The following is a 17,467-nucleotide window of genomic DNA, read 5'->3' on the forward strand; positions in this document are numbered from 1 at the left end:
GCGCGTCCGCTTGGACGAATTGTTAGCCGCCACCTGACGATCAGAGCGTAAATGTGGCAGGAGGTACCATCGTCCACTTCCCGCTTCAACCACGGCGCGCCGCTTCGATTGCCGCGATGTCGATCTTTCTCATCTGCATCATTGCATCGAATGCACGCTTGGCAGCAGCGCGATCGGGGTCGGTTATCGCTTCTGTCAAAGCCTGTGGGGTAATCTGCCAGGAGAGGCCCCATTTGTCTTTGCACCAGCCGCACGAACTCTCTTCGCCACCGTTGCCCACGATCGCGTTCCAGTAACGATCGGTTTCTGCCTGGTCAGAGGTTGCGACCTGAAAGGAGAACGCTTCGCTGTGCTTAAAGTTGGGTCCGCCATTAAGCCCGAGGCAGGGAATTCCCATGACAGTAAACTCGACCGTCAAAACATCCCCTTGCTTCCCGGATGGAAAGTCCCCCGGTGCGCGATGTACCGCACCAACAGATGAATCGGGGAAGGTCTTCGCGTAAAAACGCGCCGCCTCTTCGGCGTCGCCGTCGTACCAAAGGCAAATCGTGTTCTTTGCTTGCTTCATCATGTCACTTCTCCATGCGCACAGGGGCTAACGACGAAGCTCAGCCGCTGCGCCGCATCGGCGCGGTCGGCTGGAGCGCCTCGTTAGCCATCCACTTTAATTCGAAGTACGGACACCGTTCAATGCTCGGGTCATATGATAGAAGGAGCAGTGCTCGATCAATGTATTCGGGCTTCTGAAAGACGTGCCCATCAAGAAACTTTTCTACTACGTTGCGAGGCAAACCGGGTTCATCCGTATGTATCACAACCATGTAACCATCAGAGTACGGCGGGTCTTTCAGCGCTGGAAAACGCCGATCCTTCTTCGTGATACAGCACGTGAGCGCGTCGATAAACTTCTGTTGGTTCCACTCAGCCCATTCGCTGAGCTTCCTCTCCTTCCGTGCCCGCTTGTACTCGTGGATCATAGGGCCATCAACAAGCTCAGTGACCTCGATGGCGAGCCGCTGACCGCTCTCCCCAAGAGCCTCACAATCCGGAGGATCATTGGGCCGCCGGCGACTCTTTATCTTTGAAAAGAAGAGCGTGCCGTCGGCATGCATTGACTCCGCAAGGGCGACGACTACGCCCCACTCCTCTAGATCTCTATCTATCGCCCATCCGAAGAAATCAGCGTAGCCGCGCGCTTTATCGCGCGCAGCTCGCATCAGGGAAACAATCTCAGCTTGGTCTTCAAGTTTCATGAAACGATGGCTAACGCTATTGCTCAGGCGCGCGGGTTTCCCGCGTCGCCTGCAGCAATTTGTTGGAGGCCAGGATGCGAATTCGATCGACGACAATGGTGGCGCACAGCGCCGCCAACGGAAGGTAGGCGATCGCGATCGGGTAATGTCTTGAATCGGCCCATGAGAAAGCCATCAGCGACGCAATGAGACCACCCAAGATGGCAAGCATCATTCCCAATGACACGGTCCACACCCCGCGCTTTGGGACCCTGACTGCCGTAAGAAGGCAGACCAGAATAACGATGGAAACGACCACTCCGTCAGCGAGCGGCAGGCCTATCGAATCTGCATCTATGGGGTAGACGCCGAGGGAGAGATTGTGCCTTAGCGTGAAGTAGGAGACGACGTTAACTCCGCCAGCCGAAGCGAGGGCTAGGAGCGCTGCAGCCGTAGTCTTCACTCTGGCCTCCAACGTTAAAGCTCACCGGCGGAGCGAAGCGGAGTCCGGTGCAGCGCCTTGTTAGGCGTCATCGTACTGATATATGGCTCGATGTTTTTTATTGCTCTTGAAACGTACTCATCCTTCTCGCCAACCGGGGCAACGTAATGCAATGCTTCCTTGGCGGCTTCTTCGCCCTCGGCGCGGGCAATAATCCATGCGGCTAGATATTGCGACGCGAAACAACCTCCGGCGGTGGCGATGTTGCCCGATGCGTAGAAGGGTTGGTTCAGCACTTCAACCCCAGCTTCTTGTACCCAAGGTTTGGTTGTGAGATCTGTGCATGCAGGAACGTTGGCGAGTATGCCAAGCTTGGCAAGGATGAGCGTGCCGGAGCATTGCGCTCCGATAAGCTGGTGTGCGGGATCCAAGCGCAGAGCCGACATGATGGCTGAGTCATTTACGATCTCTCTCGTTTTGATGCCGCTGCCGACAATGACTGCGTCAGCGGAAGTTGCTTCCGCAAGGGTTGACTGCCCATGCACGGTCACGCCGTTCATTGAAGTGACAGCGCTCTCCGGACAGCAGAGCGTGACGCGCCAATCTGGTTTCTTGATTCGATTGAGCACGCCAAGCGCCACGAGAGAGTCGAGCTCGTTGAAGCCTTGGAAGGTGAGTATGGCGATGTGCATTTTTAATTACCTCGGATTTCGGGCATGACGCCTAACGTAAAGTTGAGTGGCGCGCCGCGTTTGGCGCGTCCCTCTCGAACGCCATGTTGGGCCTATTTGGCACTGCGAGACCCCGCCAGCGCGGTGAAAACGCCGAGGCCAATAAACGCCCCACCCCCAAGCCAACAACCGATACGACGGGCGCCACGAGCGCGCGTCAATGCGGGTGCGACTGCACCGGCCGCTAAGGCATAGGTGCTGTCCGTGACTGCGGCAATTGCAACGAAGATCGAACCGAGCGCCATAGTTTGAAACATCGGCGATGCCTCCGGGCTCAAGAACTGGGGCAGGAACGCAGCGAAGAAAACCGTGGTCTTTGGGTTAAACAGTGCTACAACGAAGCCATCGCGGAAGATGTGGCCAACTGGTGCTGCTTGAGGCACGGAGGTTGAAACCTCGGCTTGTGACTCACGCAACATTTGCACACCAAGATAAACAAGGTAGAAGGCCCCTGCGTACTTGACGACTGTGAAGGCGGCTGAGGAAACAGCAAACAAAGCTGCAAGACCAACAGATGCAGCAAATACATTGCCGAGGTTACCAAAAGCGACAGCAGCCACTGAAACCAGCCCCGAACGGCGGCCTTGGACGAGGCTCCGAGTAACGATGTAGAACACGCCCGGGCCTGGCGTAACTGCGAGCACAACGCTCGCAAGCAAGAATGCGGAAAACAGTGACCAGGATGAAAACAAAGTAGTCATGGTCACTTTCCTTGACAGGCCCAACGGCGAAAGTAACCGGACGCCGCGCGAGGCGGCAGGCTAGAGCGACGACGGTTGCCGGCGGTCCGGTTGACTGGATAGTTAGGGCTGGCGGCCAAAACTGTCTGTATTTTCATAGCCGCTTACCTGGACAAGATGTACTGAATGGCTTGAAGCTTCTCTGCACTCAGACCGTGTAGGTCTTTTTCATCGATCCACTTCTCGCCCAGTAACCTGGCAAATACAAAGATCAGTTGCGAATAGCGGTAATCGTATTTTTCATCAATCGCTCTTCGTTGCTTGGTGAGGTAGTCGTGAACCGCCCAAAGGTCTTCGGGTTTTTCCACCTTCGCGGCCATATCTTTGAACTTGGCCATGATTGAAGCGCATTCCTTCTCGAGCGCTTTATCAAAGGCTCGCCTTGCGACTTTTTTCTCCGAATCAGACCACTTGAAGTCCATGATGACGTAATCCTAAGTTTTTGTTGCCTAACGTTCGCCATAACCGGCGGCAAAAAGTGGCGCGACGAAGAAGCGACGCTTTTTGCCGTCCGAGTTGGTGGCGTTGTTATGCACGCCTGAACCCCGCGCGCACCCACGCCACTGCTACACCCAGCAAGTATAGAGCTAAAGGCACGCCCAACGCCGCCAAGCCCCGCTGCAAGTTTGGCTTGAGGGTGCTCGCAGTTCCTGGGCTGTGCTTCGCGTCAATTTCCGAGAAGCCGTATCTGTATGCGGGATGTTTGTTCAAATATTTGTCATGCGTGGCCTCTACGAGCTGCCTATCCGACATATCGGAGTAAGCGGCCCGCACCGATACTGTGGTGTGGCCACGTAGATCCGTGGACTGTGCGATTAGATACTGGATTAGCTCATTGAACAAGTCGTGATATCTCTGTTCCTCAGAACGCTGCGAAGTGATTGCCACGGACGAGATAACGGCGATCCAGGCGACCGATAGGACGACCCACGCTCTTTGCCACCCGTTGAGTCTCATGTTCTTCTCAGTGCATAACGCTCCGCATTAGCCGCGTCGGCTGCATGCGGTTGCTATGCGAGATTTCGCGCGCATTATCTCCATAGCTCGCAATGGAATAGCCTGCGTCGCACAATTTCATGGAGTACCGACCTTCTTCACGAATCTCCCCTTGGAGTCGAACATGATGTATGTCTTTGAAGGAAGAACTCTCGCGATTCCGCCCTCATCAATGGCGACAATTTTCAGAACTCCAACACTGTAACCTTGGTCCCGTTCCGAGATTTCGATCAGACAAGGTTCGGAACGACTGCAACCGCAGATCTCGGCCGCTTGACGCTCTATTCCTTTTCTCAGTTCATCCGCGGCAGTCGCGCCAGCGACCAGTAGTAGCCCAGCACCCACTAAGTAGCGCAATCGAGAGTTACGCATAACGTCTGAATTCACCGGCCTGCGCGGCTCTTTGCGCAGGTCCGGTGGAATGATGGGTGTACGCCCGACATGGGCATGAACTGATGGGGTGAGAGTCCCCTGTAGGAGTACCTGTAATGCCCATTCTTTGGGCCAATGTAACTACTAGCCGACGGCAAGGGCAACTCCGCGAGGAGTGGTCTGAAGGAAGCCCGAGCGCAAAGGTGCGAGCCGACGAACAGAAACCGCATAGAAGGCTCAGTCTCCGTGTGAGTCAGCACATGATGACGAAACCCGCCGGGTACGGGAGATAGGGTAAATGCGGCGGTTGTGCGCTGAAAGCTCATGTTCTTATTCGGGGAGATCTGTCCGGCGAGCGGCTGGGATAGGTTATGGGAGTCGGACTGAGGTCCAGGGCGAAAGCCTTGGAATAGCCACCGGACCCTACGACCTGTCTTTGGCAGCGCGTTTTGCGGCAACGCAGGGTGTGACCGGGCAGAAGTCAGCAGAGGCCATACTAGCCGCATCGGCCTGGAAGACCGGACGATGAAGGGCCGAACACAAGAAGACAAGGAGGAGCCGTGAGCGACTCGGCATCGGCCGTGAACCCGACCGGGGGAGCCGATGTCCGGCGTGGCGTCACGCAGCCAGCCTTGCACGACGATCTGATGGAGCGGGTGTTGGACCGTGCGAACCTGCGACGGGCCTGGAAGCGGGTGAAGGCCAATCGGGGTGCGCCCGGCATGGACGGGATGCGCATCGAGGACTTCGCCGAGTTTGCGCGCTCGCATTGGGCCGAGATTCGCCAGCAACTGGCCGATGGCAGTTATCAACCCCAAGCGGTACGACGGGTGTCGATCCCGAAGCCGGGAGGGGGCGAACGACTGCTGGGTATCCCGACCGTCATGGACCGGGTGATCCAGCAGGCCATCGCGCAAGTATTGACGCCGATCTTCGACCCCGGCTTTTCGGAGTCGAGTTTTGGTTTCCGACCGGGACGCTCCGCCCATGGAGCGTTGAGGCAGGTACAAGGTCATCTTCAGGCCGGCTACCGCATCGCCTGTGACCTGGACTTGGCGAAATTTTTCGACAACGTCCGGCACGATGTCTTGATGGCTCGTGTGGCCCGCAAGGTTGGCGACAAGCGGCTGTTGGCGCTGGTTGGCCGGTATTTGCGGGCGGGTGTTCTGGTCGGCGAGTCCATCCAGGTAACGGCGTTGGGGACGCCGCAAGGCGGACCGCTGTCGCCGTTGCTCGCCAACATCCTGTTGGATGACTTGGACAAGGAACTGGAAGGGCGTGGCCACCGGTTCGTCCGCTATGCGGACGACCTGCTGATCTTGGTCAAAAGTCAGCGGGCCGGCGAGCGGGTGAAGGATAGCGTCACGCGCTTCCTGACCGGCACGCTCAAACTGGTGGTCAACGAGCAGAAGAGCCGGGTGGTCAAAACCGACCAGGCCAAGTTTCTCGGATTCAATTTCCGGGGAACCAAGCTGCGTTGGGGCGACCGGGCATTCGAGGACTTCAAACACAACATCCGGACACTGACCGGGCGTAGCTGGGGTGTCTCGATGGCTCACCGGTTTTACAAGCTCGCCCAGTATATCCGCGGTTGGATGGGCTACTTCGGCATTTCGGACTACTACCGCCCGATCCCCGAACTCGACCACTGGCTTCGACGCCGGGTACGCATGTGCTACTGGAAACAGTGGCGCTACGTGCGTACCAAGGTCAAGAACCTGTTGGGTTTGGGGACGAGCAAGCGCCAGGCAATCCTGACGGCGATCAGCAGCAAGAGCTACTGGCATCTGTCGCGGACGCTGGCGACGCAGACCGGGATGACCAACCAATGGCTGAAGACCCAGGGGCTGATCACTATCCGTGATCTTTGGATGAAGGCCCATGGCTACACCTGACATCGTCGTGTGCTCCCTTTTCGTGAACCGCCCGGTGCGGACCCGCATGCCGTGGTGGTGTGGGGACTGGGGGTTAGAAACCCCTGGTTACCCGATTAGGCCGATAGCCCAAAGCGCAAAAGCCGGCGCTGGCGAGACGGCGATCAAGCATTTGTTTTGCCTTTCTGTGCTGCGCGAAAGTTGGATACGGCGACCAAGACGCCAACGCATCACCGCGGCATCAGCGCGAACACACCCCAGCCCAGGTATTCACGCGTGTAAGCGGCGTAGCGCTCGGGTTCCGATGTCAGTTTGGCTCGAACATCTTTCGCGAACTCGTCGTCGGGGTTGGCTTCAAGCCATCGGCGCATGGTGAGCCATTTGGCCGCCTCGTATCTATCCCAGCCGTCTTGGTCAGCCAGAACCATTTCAACGACGTCGTAGCCAAGATGGCCGAAAGACGCGAGAAGTTCAGGAAGCATGAGAAAGTCGGAGATTGAGTTGGCAAGACACCCCTTGGCAACATCTTCCGTCGGCGGTAACTGCCGCCAGTAGGGTTCGCCGATGAGGATGATCCCTCCGGTGCGCAAGCTCCGCGCCAGAAGCTCGATAGTGCCGACGACTCCCCCGGCGATCCAAGTGGCACCGACACAGGCTGCCACACCGACCTTCTCGTTGGAGACGTAGCCCGCAGCATCGCCATGGATGAACTTGACTTGATCGGCGACGCCGAGTTCTACGGCACGGAATTTCGCTTGCTCTGTGAACAACTGGCTCATGTCGATGCCGGTGCCGATGACGCCGTGATCGCGTGCCCAGGTGCACAGCATCTCCCCCGAACCGCTGCCGAGGTCGAGCACTCGGGTCCCCCTTTCCAGACGCAGCGCCGCGCCGAGAGTGGCAAGCTTTTCGGGTGTGAACGGGTTATGGATGCGGTGAGCACTTTCGGTGATGTTGAAGATGCGTGGAATATCCATTGTGGAAAATTTCCTTACGAGTGTGAATAGATTCGGTCATGGCCTAACGATGAAGCTGGAGCGCGCCGCTGCCGCGGCCTGAAATGGGCGCAATGCTTACCGGCGTCGCTTCAAGCGCCTTGTTGGGCGATCTATGGCCGAAAGCGCTCGAAGTCCACATCCGCATACCCATTGGGACGGTAAGTCACCGTCGTCGTGGTGTTATCACTTAACGCAACAAAGGCGTAGAATCAGGGTCAGGTCTTGCAAAGTCACATCATTCCCCATGCATGGATTCGTAGGCTTTCACCGCCCGACTCACGGTGGCGTAGTGCACGCCAAATTCCCGGGCGATGGCTTTCATCGCATAATCGCCGGTGAGATAGGCCAGCGCCATGCCGGTGCGCGGATCGCCGGCATATTCCGTTCGATAATGCGCCAAGGGCTTCGCCAACGGCCGCCGTTGAATGTCCTCGCGCCTATCGCCACGGGACGTGATGTGGGGGGAGATGACAGAGCGGGGTGTGGGCGTGCAAGACCTGACCCCGGTGGCGGTGCAGGGCGAAGCGCAGTCTTGGCCCGCAGAGCAGCGGAGAGACGCTCCCACGAACGGTCAAAAGGTTGGGTGCGCTGGTTGTTACACAGAGAGCACAGTCGAGCACCGGATTTCAATAGGTTTACGTTTAGCCCTTTGACTGGAACGTTTCTTTGAGACGCGGCATGCCGATACAACGGGCGATTTTGAGAGACGTGACCAAAGATCGCGCTTAAGTCCGACTTTTTAATTGTGTGCTCGCCTGTGCGAGCTTCGTCACCACAGACCCAGCACTTCATCGGCGGTATGAAACATAACGTCTGCGCTCAGGCGCGTGCGTCCCGCACGTCGCCTGCAGCGCGTTGTTGGGCATTTGTCGTACTTGGCTCAAGATTCCCCTTCCGCGAGCTTACCAATCTCCAGCCACATCTCCGCCGCAAGCGATTCCACCTCATCCGCAAACTCCTTCGCAGCAGCTAGATCTATGATTCGACCGCCACGAGCAGTTGCTATGCAACGCTCGAGAGCAAAGTCCCCGGATGCTTCGTGGGCGAACACGTTTAGCATCACGGGGTTGTGCGCGATGTCGTTGCGTGTTTGCGCAAGGACTCGAGCACGCTTCAGCATGCGGATGAACTCCGCAATGCGCGCTGATTGCTTCTCGCGACCTTCCAACATTTCAACGATCAGATCGACGCGAAGGGCGAAGCCTAGCCTTGATGATGTATCTGCGATCTTCTCGTTCGGCAGATGCGCCAGGCACTTGTAGGTGATGAGCTCGAGCTCACCAAAACCAACAATCGCTTTTCCGACAATGGCGTGCCATTCCCCCATCTCGCGAACGTGCTGCTCCAAGCTCATTGGCTTACCCATCGCTTCATGCCCAACGCTCACGCTAACCCGCCGGCACCGCGCACGCGCGGTGCGAACCCAAAGGCGTTAGCCTTTGGGCGGTCGGTGTTGAGCGTGTTGTTAGGCGACTCCACTGACGTTGACGCGCTAGGCTTCACTCTAAAACAGCTCCCATTCTCCACCGGCGCCGTGATAGGTGTCAGCCGACAGTCGAAAGCGCTGCCCGCAGGCAGTACATCGGAAGTAGTGTTCGACATAGTCTGGCCAGGGCGCGACATCGCTAAGCTCACTGAACTCGCCGGATGGGCTGTGCGCCGGTTGCGTGATATCGACCAACGTTCCATCTGCCACATTGGCCCGCAACACCCGGATTGTTTTCGTCAGCTGAGCAGGCGAGAGAATCTCGTGGCGCACGGAGAGTTCTGCACATTTTTGGCACTCCTCTTTCATGTTCTAGCGCCTAACTTTGTATTAGACACCTACCCCAGGTGTATAACACCGGCAGTGAGGTGTATAACTCGGGATGTTCTGTCCTAAACTTTTGTATTTTATAAACTAGTTTCATGTAGACAGGACTCATGACTGAAGCAAATACACCGCCTGCCGCAGGTAGCCCGAAACTGCTGGATCAGGTGCGTGCCCGCGTCAGGGCCAAACACTACAGCATTCGTACGGAAACACAATATGTCCAGTGGATCGGGCGCTTTATTCTCTTTAACGGCAAACGCCATCCCCGTGACATGGGTATCGTCGAGGTGGAAGCGTTTCTGACGCATCTCGCGGTGGAAAGCAAGGTGTCTGCCTCGACGCAAAATCAAGCTTTGGCGGCGCTCTTATTTCTCTATCGAGAGGTATTGCGCCTCGACTTGCCGGGACTGAAGGACGTAGTTCGGGCTAGAGCATTTTCATATCTACTGTACGGGCACTCGCGAGTAGGCCGGGAATCCCTTCCCAATCGCAAACGGCGATTGGAGCGCCGAAGCCCCCCTTCCCGACACCACGTCCCGGCCGAGTGTCTTCGTCGGCAAAGGATTGCCGACCTACGAATGCTTGAATCCATTCACCCGAGCCGAAGGCGCCAACGACGTCCACCAAGCCGGTTCTACCGTACGAGCGCGATGAAAACGCGCTAAGCGGCCGGCGCGGTTGCCGACGGTGCTGACCCGTTCCGAGGTTCAAGCGGTGCTCGCCCGGATGGATGGCGTTTACGGGCTGATGGCGCGCTTGCTCTATGGAACGGGTATGCGATTGATGGAATGCGTGCGCTTGCGGGTGAAGGATGTGGACTTCGAACGGCGTGAAATTCTCATCCGCGATGGCAAGGGAGCCAAGGATCGGGTGACCGTGTTGCCGGAGAGTTTAAGAGTGGCGTTGCAGGCTCACTTTGCGGAGCGCCGCAAGCTGTATGAGCAGGATTCGGCCGAGGGGAAATCCGAGGTGTATCTTCCCGATGCCCTGGCGCGCAAGTATCCTCAAAGGCCGAAAGAGTGGGGCTGGCAGTATGTGTTTCCCTCCGGGAGCTGTTCGAGCGATCCGCGCAGCGGCCGCGAGCGGCGGCATCATGTGGATGAAAAGCTATTGCAGCGGGCCATGAAAAAAGCCGTCCAGGCTGCCAGAATAGCCAAGCCGGCGACGCCGCACACGTTGCGGCATAGTTTTGCCACGCACCTGATCGAAGGGGGCTACGATATCAGAACCGTTCAGGAACTGCTCGGACATAAGGACGTGAGCACCACCATGATTTATACCCATGTGCTGAATCGCGGCGGACAAGGCGTGGTCAGTCCGCTCGATCGGATGTGATCGCCATGATCGACTGCGGCTCACAACAGCCACTCGATGGGCAAGGCCGACAGGAACCGGATGCCGGCGCGCAGCCAGAAGCTCGTGCCGGGTTCCGTGTCGTGCCGCACCCACTCCCCGGACCGGTGCTCGGTCCAGTACAACTGCCCATTGTTTGACAGGCGCACCTGGTATGAGTTGGCGGGAATGCGGCTGTCGAACGCCGTGGAGATATTCCTCGCCAGGGCCGGACTGTCGATGACGAAGCCCATTTCGGTGTTCAGCTTGGCCGAGCGCGGATCGAAATTGAACGAGCCGATGAAAACGCGCGAACCGTCCACCGAGAAGGTTTTCGCGTGCAGGCTCGACGCGGAGCTGCCGGAACTGCCCGGCAGTCCCGCGCGTCGGTTCGTTCGCGGCGACAAGCGCCGCAATTCATAGAGCGTAATGCCCGCTTCGAGCAGCGGTTTGCGCCGCTTCGCATACCCGGCATGCACCGCTGCCACGTCGGTGGCTTCCAGCGAATTGGTCAGTATCGTGACGTTCACGCCGCGTTCCGCCATGCCGACGAATGATTCGACACCCGCGGCGGTGGGCACGAAATAAGCCGATACGAGTTCGACATCTGTGGCCGGTTCGCCGATGATCTCATTCATCTGATGGGGCAAAAGCTCGTCCGACTCGGCCCGGCCGAGCGCCTTGGCGGGGTCGTCGCTGACCATGCGGGCGGGAGCCCACTCCAGTGCCAGGCGGCCTTCCGTCAGTTCGCGCACGAACGGCAATTGGCGTATCGCAGCCATGTAAGCCGCCGCGGCGGGGTCGCGCTCGACCAACGACGCCTGAGATGCGAGCTGCTCCAGCCGCGCGGGGTCGGCCGGCGGCAGCAACAGGCCGACGGGGTAGGACGAACCGCTCGCCCAGTAACGGTCGAAATCGTTCGACACGTCCTCGACGATAGGCCCCACCGCCATCACATCGAGATCCACGAACACCGTACCCTCGGCGGCGTCGAAGTACTCGTCCCCGACATTGCGGCCGCCGATGATCGTGGCTTGATTGTCCGCCGTGAACGACTTGTTGTGCATGCGCCGGTTCAGCCGGGAGAAGTCGGTCAGATACCCGATCAGGCGCGGTTTCCGGATCACGAACGGGTTGAACAGCCGGACTTCGATGTTCGGATGAGCGTCCAGCGCGGCGAGCGTAGGATCGAGCCCGGCGGTGTTGTTGTCGTCGAGCAAGAGGCGCACGCGGACGCCGCGCTCGGCCGCGGCGTGCAGCGCCTCGAACAGCAAGGTGCCCGACCGGTCCTTGCGCCAGATGTAGTACTGGACGTCGAGCGAGCGCTCCGCGGCCCGCGCGAGCAGCATCCGCGCGGCGAACGCGTCGCGCGAATCCGGCAGCGGATAGAGGCCGGATTGTCCCGGATGCGCGGCGACCGCCGAGGAGATCGCCCGCCCGAGCCGGGTGGTGTCGGTGTCGACCAGGGCGGTCGAAACGCTGCGGTTTTCCAGTAACGGCAAAGTGCTGTATCCCTCAAAAAGGCCTATGACCAGGCCAAACGCCAGAATGAAAAAACCGATGCGCCTACTCACGCACGTTTTGCCCAGTTGCTATCCATGCCGCATCGCCCATTCGATGTGTCGCGTGCGCAATCAGCTTGCTCGACTCGCGAAGCCACAGCACCGAGCTCGCCACCGCGATGCAGCGCAGCCGGTCGCCCGCTCTCAAGGCCACGGTCGAAAACGCCTGCTGCAGAAGCCGATAGGGCACAGTCTCGGGTATCCGAACCGGCGCGGCGCTCATTTTTCTCGCCCGGCCATCGCCAGGGGACGGGTCTCCAGCGGAGGCGCGGGCGGCAGTCCGGTGACCTCGAGGATTTCCTCCTCGCCCAGCGTCTCGCGCGCGAGCAAGGCGTCGACCAGGGCATCGAGCTCCTTGCGATGCGCCTTCAGGAGACTCTTCGCTTGTTCGTGGCTCTCGTTGATGATTCTTTGCACCTCGGCGTCGATGATGCGGGCGGTCTCCTCGCCGAAGGGCTTGGCGCCGACATAGCCTCCGCCGGCGCCGCTCAGGTAGGGATTCTCGCGGGGCGCGAGCTGCACCATCCCGAGCTTGTCGCTCATGCCCCAGCGGGTGACCATGTTGCGGGCGAGCTGGGTGGCCTGCTCGATGTCGTTCTCGGCGCCGGTGGTCCGGGTGCCGTACACGATCTCCTCGGCCGCGCGGCCGCCCAGCATGCCGACGATCTTGGCGCGGAGATACGCTTCCGGATAGTTGTAGCGGTCGGTCTGGGGCCGCTGATACGTCACCCCGAGCGCTTGTCCGCGCGGCACGATGGTGACCCGGTGCACCGGGTCGGCGCCGGGCATCACCAGGCCGAGGATGGCGTGTCCGCTCTCGTGATAGGCGATGCGCTCCCGGTCCTCGCGGGTCAGGAGGAGCGGACGCTCGGGGCCGAGCACGATTTTCTCCAGCGCGTCCAGAAAGTCCTTCTGGCGGACCGCGCTCTCTTCGCGCCGGGCCGCCAGCAGCGCCGCCTCGTTGACGAGGTTTTTGAGGTCCGCTCCCGAGAGTCCGGGCGTCGTGGCGGCCAGCTCGTCCAGGCGGACGTCGTCCGCGAGCGGAACCTCGCGGGTGTGAACCTTGAGGATCGCTTCGCGGCCGACCTTGTCCGGGAGGTTCACCACCACGCGCCGGTCGAAGCGTCCGGGCCGGAGCAGCGCCCGGTCGAGCACGTCGGGCTGGTTGGTCGCGGCCAGCACGATGACGCCTTCGCGGCCCGTGAAACCGTCCATCTCGGTGAGGATCTGCTGCAGCGTCTGCTCGTGTTCGCTGGCGGCCCCGATCGCCACCTGGCCGCGCGCGCGGCCTATCGCGTCGATCTCGTCGATGAAGATGATGGCCGGAGCGTGCTCGCGCGCCTGCTTGAACAGATCCCGCACGCGCGCAGCCCCCACGCCGACGATCATCTCCACGAACTCGGCCGCGCTCATCGAGAAGAACGGAACCTCAGCCTCCCCGGCGACCGCCTTCGCCAGCAAGGTCTTTCCGGTACCCGGCGCGCCGACCAGCAGCACGCCCTTCGGCGCGGTTCCGCCCAGGCGGGTGTATTTCTCGGGAGACTTCAGGAAATCCACGATCTCGACCAGTTCGTTCTCCGCCTCGTCGATGCCGGCCACATCGTCGAAGGTGACCCTGGCGCTCGCCTCCTGGTCGTAGCGGCGGGCCTTGCTCCGGCCGATGTTCATGAGTCCGCCCATGCCGCCGCCCTGCTGCACGGCTCGCCGGTAAATCCAGACATAGAAAAGAATGATGAGGATCGCGGGGCCGAAGCCGAACAGAAGCGTGATCCAGGGACTGCCTTCCCGGATCGGCACCGCGCTGATCTCGACCTTGTGCTCGATCAGGAACGCCTCCAGTCCGGGGTCCACGAACGCGGGCAGTTCGGTGGTGAAGGTGTCCGCCGTTTTGGGCTCGGGTTCGGTCAGGCGCCGCTCGTCGGGCGCCACGTCTTCTCTATCTTTCGGCGGCCAGGTGACGGGCGACGCAAACCGGCCCTCGACGCTCGCCCCCTGGCTGTAAATCGCCTCGACGTTTCTCTTCGCGACCTCTTCCTTGAAGGCGGTATAAGGGATGGTGATCGACTCGCCGGGTTCCGGAAAGAGAGACCGCATCAGCAGGTAGTTGATGAGGAGGAGGATCAGGAACGTCAGCCAAATTCTGCGAGGCGCGCCTTGCGGCTGTTCCGGGCGGCGCTCGGCCGGCTGGAAGCGCGGGTCGGGCGCCGAGTCTCGGTTGCGCGGCGCCTTTGGTGTCGGCCAATTCATGGTGCCTCCGAGGATGTGCTCATTCTTCTGTCTTAGAGCCTATCCCAGTAGGCTCAAGAATCCCTTCGACGGGCCTGTCCTGAGCTAAGCTCGTAGGGTGCGGTGAAGAACGAACCGCACCGATGCACCGCGAATGATGCGGTTCCCTTCGTTCACCACATCCTACGAGCTCAGGGCGAACGGCCTGCCGGGATAGGCCCCTATTTGCCGAGATCGAAAACCCGCGTGCTGCCGCCGGGGAAGTCGTGTACTTCATCCTTGAATGCCAGGCGGATCGGCGCGATGCCGGGTTCGCGCCCGTGTACGGTAAGGGCGTCGCGGGTGAGATGCAAATCGAGCGTGTGCCCGCGATAGCGAATGCGCAGGTCGAGGCGCTCCAATTCCGCCGGCAATTGCGGATTGAGCCTGAGGACATCGCTCGTGACCTCGACGCCGGTCGTTACGCGCTGCATCAGATCGACCGTCCCCGCCATGGCGCCGAGGTGCACGCCTTCGGCCGTGGTGCCTTGCTGAATGTCGCTCAAGTCGCTCTGCAACGCCTCCGCGAAGTAGGTCATCGCGCGCGGCCGGTTCGATCGCGCCAAGACCCACGCGTGCACGACCCGCGACAATGTGGAGCCGTGCGACGAACGGCGGTCGTAATACGTGACGTTGCGCGGAATGGTTTCATATTCGAACGGATAGCCGAGATGCGTGAACAGATCGCTCAGCTCCTCGGCCGAAAACAGATAGAACAGCATCAGCACGTCGGCCTGCTTCGACAGCTTATAGCGGTTCGCCGTGTCGTTCTCCGCTTCGAGAATGAGATCCAGGCGCTGGATGTTGCCGTACCGCCTCCGGTAGTCCTCCCAATCCAGCTCGATGAGCTTTTCGTAGCCCTCGAACTGGCTGATGACCCCGTTCCCGTGAAACGGCACGAACATTCGCCGGCTGATGTCCTCCCAACGCGCGGTTTCTTCCGCGGACAAGGGAAGCTCGCGCATGAGCTCCAACCGCCGGAGATCGGGGAGCAGCCTGAGCACGTCCAGTGCCCGGCGCAGCACCCACACGGCCATGATGTTGGTATAGGCGTTGTTGTCGAGACCGGGCGTCGGCGCATCGGGATAGCCCTCGTGGAACTCGTCCGGGCCCATCACCCCGCGGATCTCGTAGCGGCCCTTTTCTTTACTGAAGCTCGCGATGCTGGCCCAGAAGCGGGCGATCTCGAGCATCAGCTCGGCACCGGCGAACTGCAGAAACTCGATGTCACGGGTAACCTGAAAGTACTGCCAGACGTTGTAGGCAATGGCGCTGCCGACGTGGCGCTGCAGATAAGAGTTGTCGGGCACCCATCGCTGCGAGCGCGGATTCAGGTTGAGTTCCTGGGTTTCCTCCTGCCCATCGCTTCCGCTTTGCCATGGGAACATGGCGCCCTGGAATCCGGCGCTCTTCGCCGCGGCTCGCGCTTCGTCTAGGCGCCGATAGCGGTACATGAGCAGCGAGCGGGTGATCTCGGGCATTCGAAAATTGAGGAACGGGAAGATGAACAGCTCGTCCCAAAAAATGTGGCCCTGATACGCTTCGCCGGTCCAGCCGCGTGCCGGCACGCCGATATCGAGATCGATGGAGTTGGGGGACACGGCCTGCAGCAGATGAAACATGTTCAGCCGAAGCATCATCGGCGCGTTCAGCCCGAAATCGCGTCCGGCGGGTTCCATGTGGATGTCGAACCTTCGCCACAGGTGCATCCAGGCCAGGACGTGGTCCGACAGCACGGCCTCGAAGCGTCCGGCTCGCGCCATCGCCTTGCGCGCCGCCAGGGCGCACTGGGAGATGGCGCGATCGCGCGAGGTATGGAGCATGGCGAGTTTCTCCAGCACCAGCGTCTCCCCCGGCTTGAGCCGCATGCCGAACGCCTGCCCGATATACCCGGGTTCGCGAACCGTTCGACGCGGCGTCTTGACAAGCTTGCCGCCTTTGAACGCCTGCGTTCGCGCCGCCTGCGCGACATGCAGCTTCGACTGAGATGTACGCACTTCGAGACACACCCCGTCCTCGCCGACGATTTCACCCGTCAGCGGCTCCAGGTGCTGATTGTTGAATTTCCGATAAAGCTTCGCGCCCGCGTTGACAACACGCCCGTCGATGGCCGTGCGGACCGTGATGCGTGCAGACCAGTTCTCGGCGGTCAGGGTGAGCTCGATCGCACCCAGATGCATGTCGACCATCGACACCAGGCGCCGCTCCGTAAGCGTGCTCCGCCGCCCTTTGCCGTCCTCGAAGCGTATGGCCCTCGACAGCAGGCCGCTGCGGAGGTCCAGTTCTTGACGATGTGACAGGATTCTGACCTTTCGCTCATCGAACCAATCCTCGTCGGCGATGCGAAACTCGAGCGCGAGCCAATTGGGGAAGTTGACGAGGTCCTCGTTTTCGACCACCCGTCCGGCGATATCGGTCCGCAGCCGGTTGTAGCCGCCTGCCAGGTAGGTGCCGGGATAACGGATATCGTCCGCCCGCGCCCAGGGCGCTGCTCCGCGCGTCTCGAAATAGCCGTTTCCGAGGGCGCACAAGGATTCCCGGATGCCCTCGCGTGCCGGGTCGAAGTCCTCGTACGCCAACACCCAGGCAGAGGGCGGTTCGAGCGACACGCGGATGTTCGCCAAGCCGGTCACGACGGCATCGGCGCCGGCCTCCCGCAAGGCCTGCGACCGACCGCTGCGGTCGATGCCGATAACCAGGCCGAACCGGCCCATGTGTCCCGCCTCGACCTCGCCGACCGTATCCGCCACGACGACCGTTCGCAGCGGTTCCACTCCGAGCCGCCGCGCCGCCTCCAGAAGCGCATCGAGCGGCGGCTTGCCCTCGAGCTCCGGACGGATGATCTCCGACCCGTCCACATAAATATCGAACAGCGGCGCGATACCGGCGGCTTCCTGCACCGCTGCAAACTCGTTGCCGGTAGCTATCACGGCCGTTCGAATCGCCTGCGCCCGGAGCGACCGCACCAGATCGATCGCGGCTTGATCGACTTCGATGGCCCCATGCTGCTCCGAATATCGCGCAAAATATCCGCCGTCGAGGTCGAACAAGACGGCATCGTAGTCGCGCGGCAAGAGAGCGACGATGGGGCCGGCAGTGCTCATCTCGGC

Annotated in this window: 15 protein-coding genes and 2 pseudogenes; 3 read left to right on the forward strand and 14 right to left on the reverse strand. The window is 60.4% G+C overall.

Going from position 1 to position 17,467, the window contains the following annotated elements; genetic code table 11:
- Positions 1 to 85 precede the first annotated feature (85 nt).
- The 6 genes from ACR2TX_RS09435 to ACR2TX_RS09460 all read right to left on the reverse strand — a co-directional run bounded on the left by ACR2TX_RS09435 (position 86) and on the right by ACR2TX_RS09460 (position 3,567).
- Positions 86 to 571 (reverse strand): VOC family protein, encoded by a 486-nt coding sequence (locus ACR2TX_RS09435; protein ID WP_086135666.1) that lies wholly within the window; start codon positions 569 to 571, stop codon positions 86 to 88.
- Between the two features lie 37 nt (positions 572 to 608).
- Positions 609 to 1,253: a hypothetical protein gene (locus ACR2TX_RS09440; protein WP_133718434.1), complete on the reverse strand. Its 645-nt coding sequence runs from the start codon at positions 1,251 to 1,253 to the stop codon at positions 609 to 611.
- 16 nt (positions 1,254 to 1,269) lie between these two features.
- Positions 1,270 to 1,695, reverse strand: coding sequence for a hypothetical protein (locus tag ACR2TX_RS09445; RefSeq protein WP_133718433.1), 426 nt, complete (start codon positions 1,693 to 1,695; stop codon positions 1,270 to 1,272).
- Positions 1,696 to 1,709: 14 nt separating this feature from the next.
- Complete coding sequence (locus tag ACR2TX_RS09450) at positions 1,710 to 2,366, reverse strand: DJ-1/PfpI family protein (RefSeq protein ID WP_434131928.1); 657 nt, start codon at positions 2,364 to 2,366, stop codon at positions 1,710 to 1,712.
- A 92-nt stretch (positions 2,367 to 2,458) separates the two neighbouring features.
- Complete coding sequence (locus tag ACR2TX_RS09455) at positions 2,459 to 3,106, reverse strand: LysE family translocator (RefSeq protein ID WP_077730030.1); 648 nt, start codon at positions 3,104 to 3,106, stop codon at positions 2,459 to 2,461.
- Positions 3,107 to 3,249: 143 nt separating this feature from the next.
- Positions 3,250 to 3,567, reverse strand: a complete 318-nt coding sequence (locus tag ACR2TX_RS09460; protein ID WP_166642655.1) for a hypothetical protein — start codon at positions 3,565 to 3,567, stop codon at positions 3,250 to 3,252.
- A 1,506-nt stretch (positions 3,568 to 5,073) separates the two neighbouring features.
- On the opposite strand from ACR2TX_RS09460, the gene ltrA reads away from it, so the two are divergent.
- Complete coding sequence (gene ltrA, locus ACR2TX_RS09465; RefSeq protein ID WP_434131930.1) at positions 5,074 to 6,408, forward strand: group II intron reverse transcriptase/maturase; 1,335 nt, start codon at positions 5,074 to 5,076, stop codon at positions 6,406 to 6,408.
- 209 nt (positions 6,409 to 6,617) lie between these two features.
- Here the strand turns inward: ltrA and ACR2TX_RS09470 are convergent, their stop codons facing one another.
- From ACR2TX_RS09470 to ACR2TX_RS09485, 4 genes are all read right to left on the reverse strand, one after another.
- Positions 6,618 to 7,364, reverse strand: coding sequence for an SAM-dependent methyltransferase (locus ACR2TX_RS09470; protein ID WP_434131931.1), 747 nt, complete (start codon positions 7,362 to 7,364; stop codon positions 6,618 to 6,620).
- 256 nt (positions 7,365 to 7,620) lie between these two features.
- The gene (locus ACR2TX_RS09475; protein ID WP_434131934.1) at positions 7,621 to 7,785 is read right to left on the reverse strand and encodes a helix-turn-helix domain-containing protein; all 165 of its coding nucleotides are present in this window, start codon (positions 7,783 to 7,785) and stop codon (positions 7,621 to 7,623) included.
- Between the two features lie 480 nt (positions 7,786 to 8,265).
- Entirely contained in the window at positions 8,266 to 8,739 is a 474-nt protein-coding gene (locus ACR2TX_RS09480) for a hypothetical protein (RefSeq protein WP_434131936.1), read from the reverse strand.
- A gap of 150 nt (positions 8,740 to 8,889) precedes the next feature.
- A complete protein-coding gene (locus ACR2TX_RS09485) occupies positions 8,890 to 9,180 on the reverse strand; it encodes a hypothetical protein (protein ID WP_434131937.1) in 291 nt (96 codons plus the stop codon).
- A 128-nt stretch (positions 9,181 to 9,308) separates the two neighbouring features.
- On the opposite strand from ACR2TX_RS09485, the pseudogene ACR2TX_RS09490 reads away from it, so the two are divergent.
- Positions 9,309 to 9,620, forward strand: a pseudogene (locus tag ACR2TX_RS09490) (phage integrase N-terminal SAM-like domain-containing protein); the annotation flags it as partial.
- 235 nt (positions 9,621 to 9,855) lie between these two features.
- Positions 9,856 to 10,533: pseudogene (locus ACR2TX_RS09495) on the forward strand (integron integrase); the annotation flags it as partial.
- 20 nt (positions 10,534 to 10,553) lie between these two features.
- Here ACR2TX_RS09495 and ACR2TX_RS09500 read toward each other — a convergent pair.
- The 4 genes from ACR2TX_RS09500 to ACR2TX_RS09515 form a co-directional block, all read right to left on the reverse strand.
- Complete coding sequence (locus ACR2TX_RS09500) at positions 10,554 to 12,032, reverse strand: phospholipase D family protein (RefSeq protein ID WP_434131940.1); 1,479 nt, start codon at positions 12,030 to 12,032, stop codon at positions 10,554 to 10,556.
- A 64-nt stretch (positions 12,033 to 12,096) separates the two neighbouring features.
- A complete protein-coding gene (locus ACR2TX_RS09505) occupies positions 12,097 to 12,282 on the reverse strand; it encodes a hypothetical protein (protein ID WP_139841185.1) in 186 nt (61 codons plus the stop codon).
- 29 nt (positions 12,283 to 12,311) lie between these two features.
- Positions 12,312 to 14,339 carry an ATP-dependent zinc metalloprotease FtsH gene (gene ftsH, locus ACR2TX_RS09510; RefSeq protein ID WP_434131942.1) on the reverse strand — a complete coding sequence of 676 codons (2,028 nt, stop codon included), beginning with the start codon at positions 14,337 to 14,339 and terminating at the stop codon, positions 12,312 to 12,314.
- Positions 14,340 to 14,539: 200 nt separating this feature from the next.
- On the reverse strand, positions 14,540 to 17,461 hold the full coding sequence (locus tag ACR2TX_RS09515; RefSeq protein ID WP_434131945.1) for a glycosyl hydrolase family 65 protein: 2,922 nt from the start codon (positions 17,459 to 17,461) through the stop codon (positions 14,540 to 14,542).
- Positions 17,462 to 17,467 lie beyond the last annotated feature (6 nt).

This window comes from Methylocaldum sp. GT1BB (genome assembly GCF_051027545.1).
Taxonomy (GTDB): Bacteria; Pseudomonadota; Gammaproteobacteria; order Methylococcales; family Methylococcaceae; genus Methylocaldum.

Coding starts and splice junctions, on each gene's coding strand:
- ACR2TX_RS09435 (WP_086135666.1), bottom strand. CDS start 571: ATGATGAAGCAAGCAAAGAACACGATTTGCCTTTGGTACGACGGCGAC.
- ACR2TX_RS09440 (WP_133718434.1), bottom strand. CDS start 1,253: ATGAAACTTGAAGACCAAGCTGAGATTGTTTCCCTGATGCGAGCTGCG.
- ACR2TX_RS09450 (WP_434131928.1), bottom strand. CDS start 2,366: ATGCACATCGCCATACTCACCTTCCAAGGCTTCAACGAGCTCGACTCT.
- ACR2TX_RS09455 (WP_077730030.1), bottom strand. CDS start 3,106: ATGACTACTTTGTTTTCATCCTGGTCACTGTTTTCCGCATTCTTGCTT.
- ACR2TX_RS09460 (WP_166642655.1), bottom strand. CDS start 3,567: ATGGACTTCAAGTGGTCTGATTCGGAGAAAAAAGTCGCAAGGCGAGCC.
- ACR2TX_RS09470 (WP_434131931.1), bottom strand. CDS start 7,364: ATGGATATTCCACGCATCTTCAACATCACCGAAAGTGCTCACCGCATC.
- ACR2TX_RS09480 (WP_434131936.1), bottom strand. CDS start 8,739: ATGAGCTTGGAGCAGCACGTTCGCGAGATGGGGGAATGGCACGCCATT.
- ACR2TX_RS09485 (WP_434131937.1), bottom strand. CDS start 9,180: ATGAAAGAGGAGTGCCAAAAATGTGCAGAACTCTCCGTGCGCCACGAG.
- ftsH (WP_434131942.1), bottom strand. CDS start 14,339: ATGAATTGGCCGACACCAAAGGCGCCGCGCAACCGAGACTCGGCGCCC.
- ACR2TX_RS09515 (WP_434131945.1), bottom strand. CDS start 17,461: ATGAGCACTGCCGGCCCCATCGTCGCTCTCTTGCCGCGCGACTACGAT.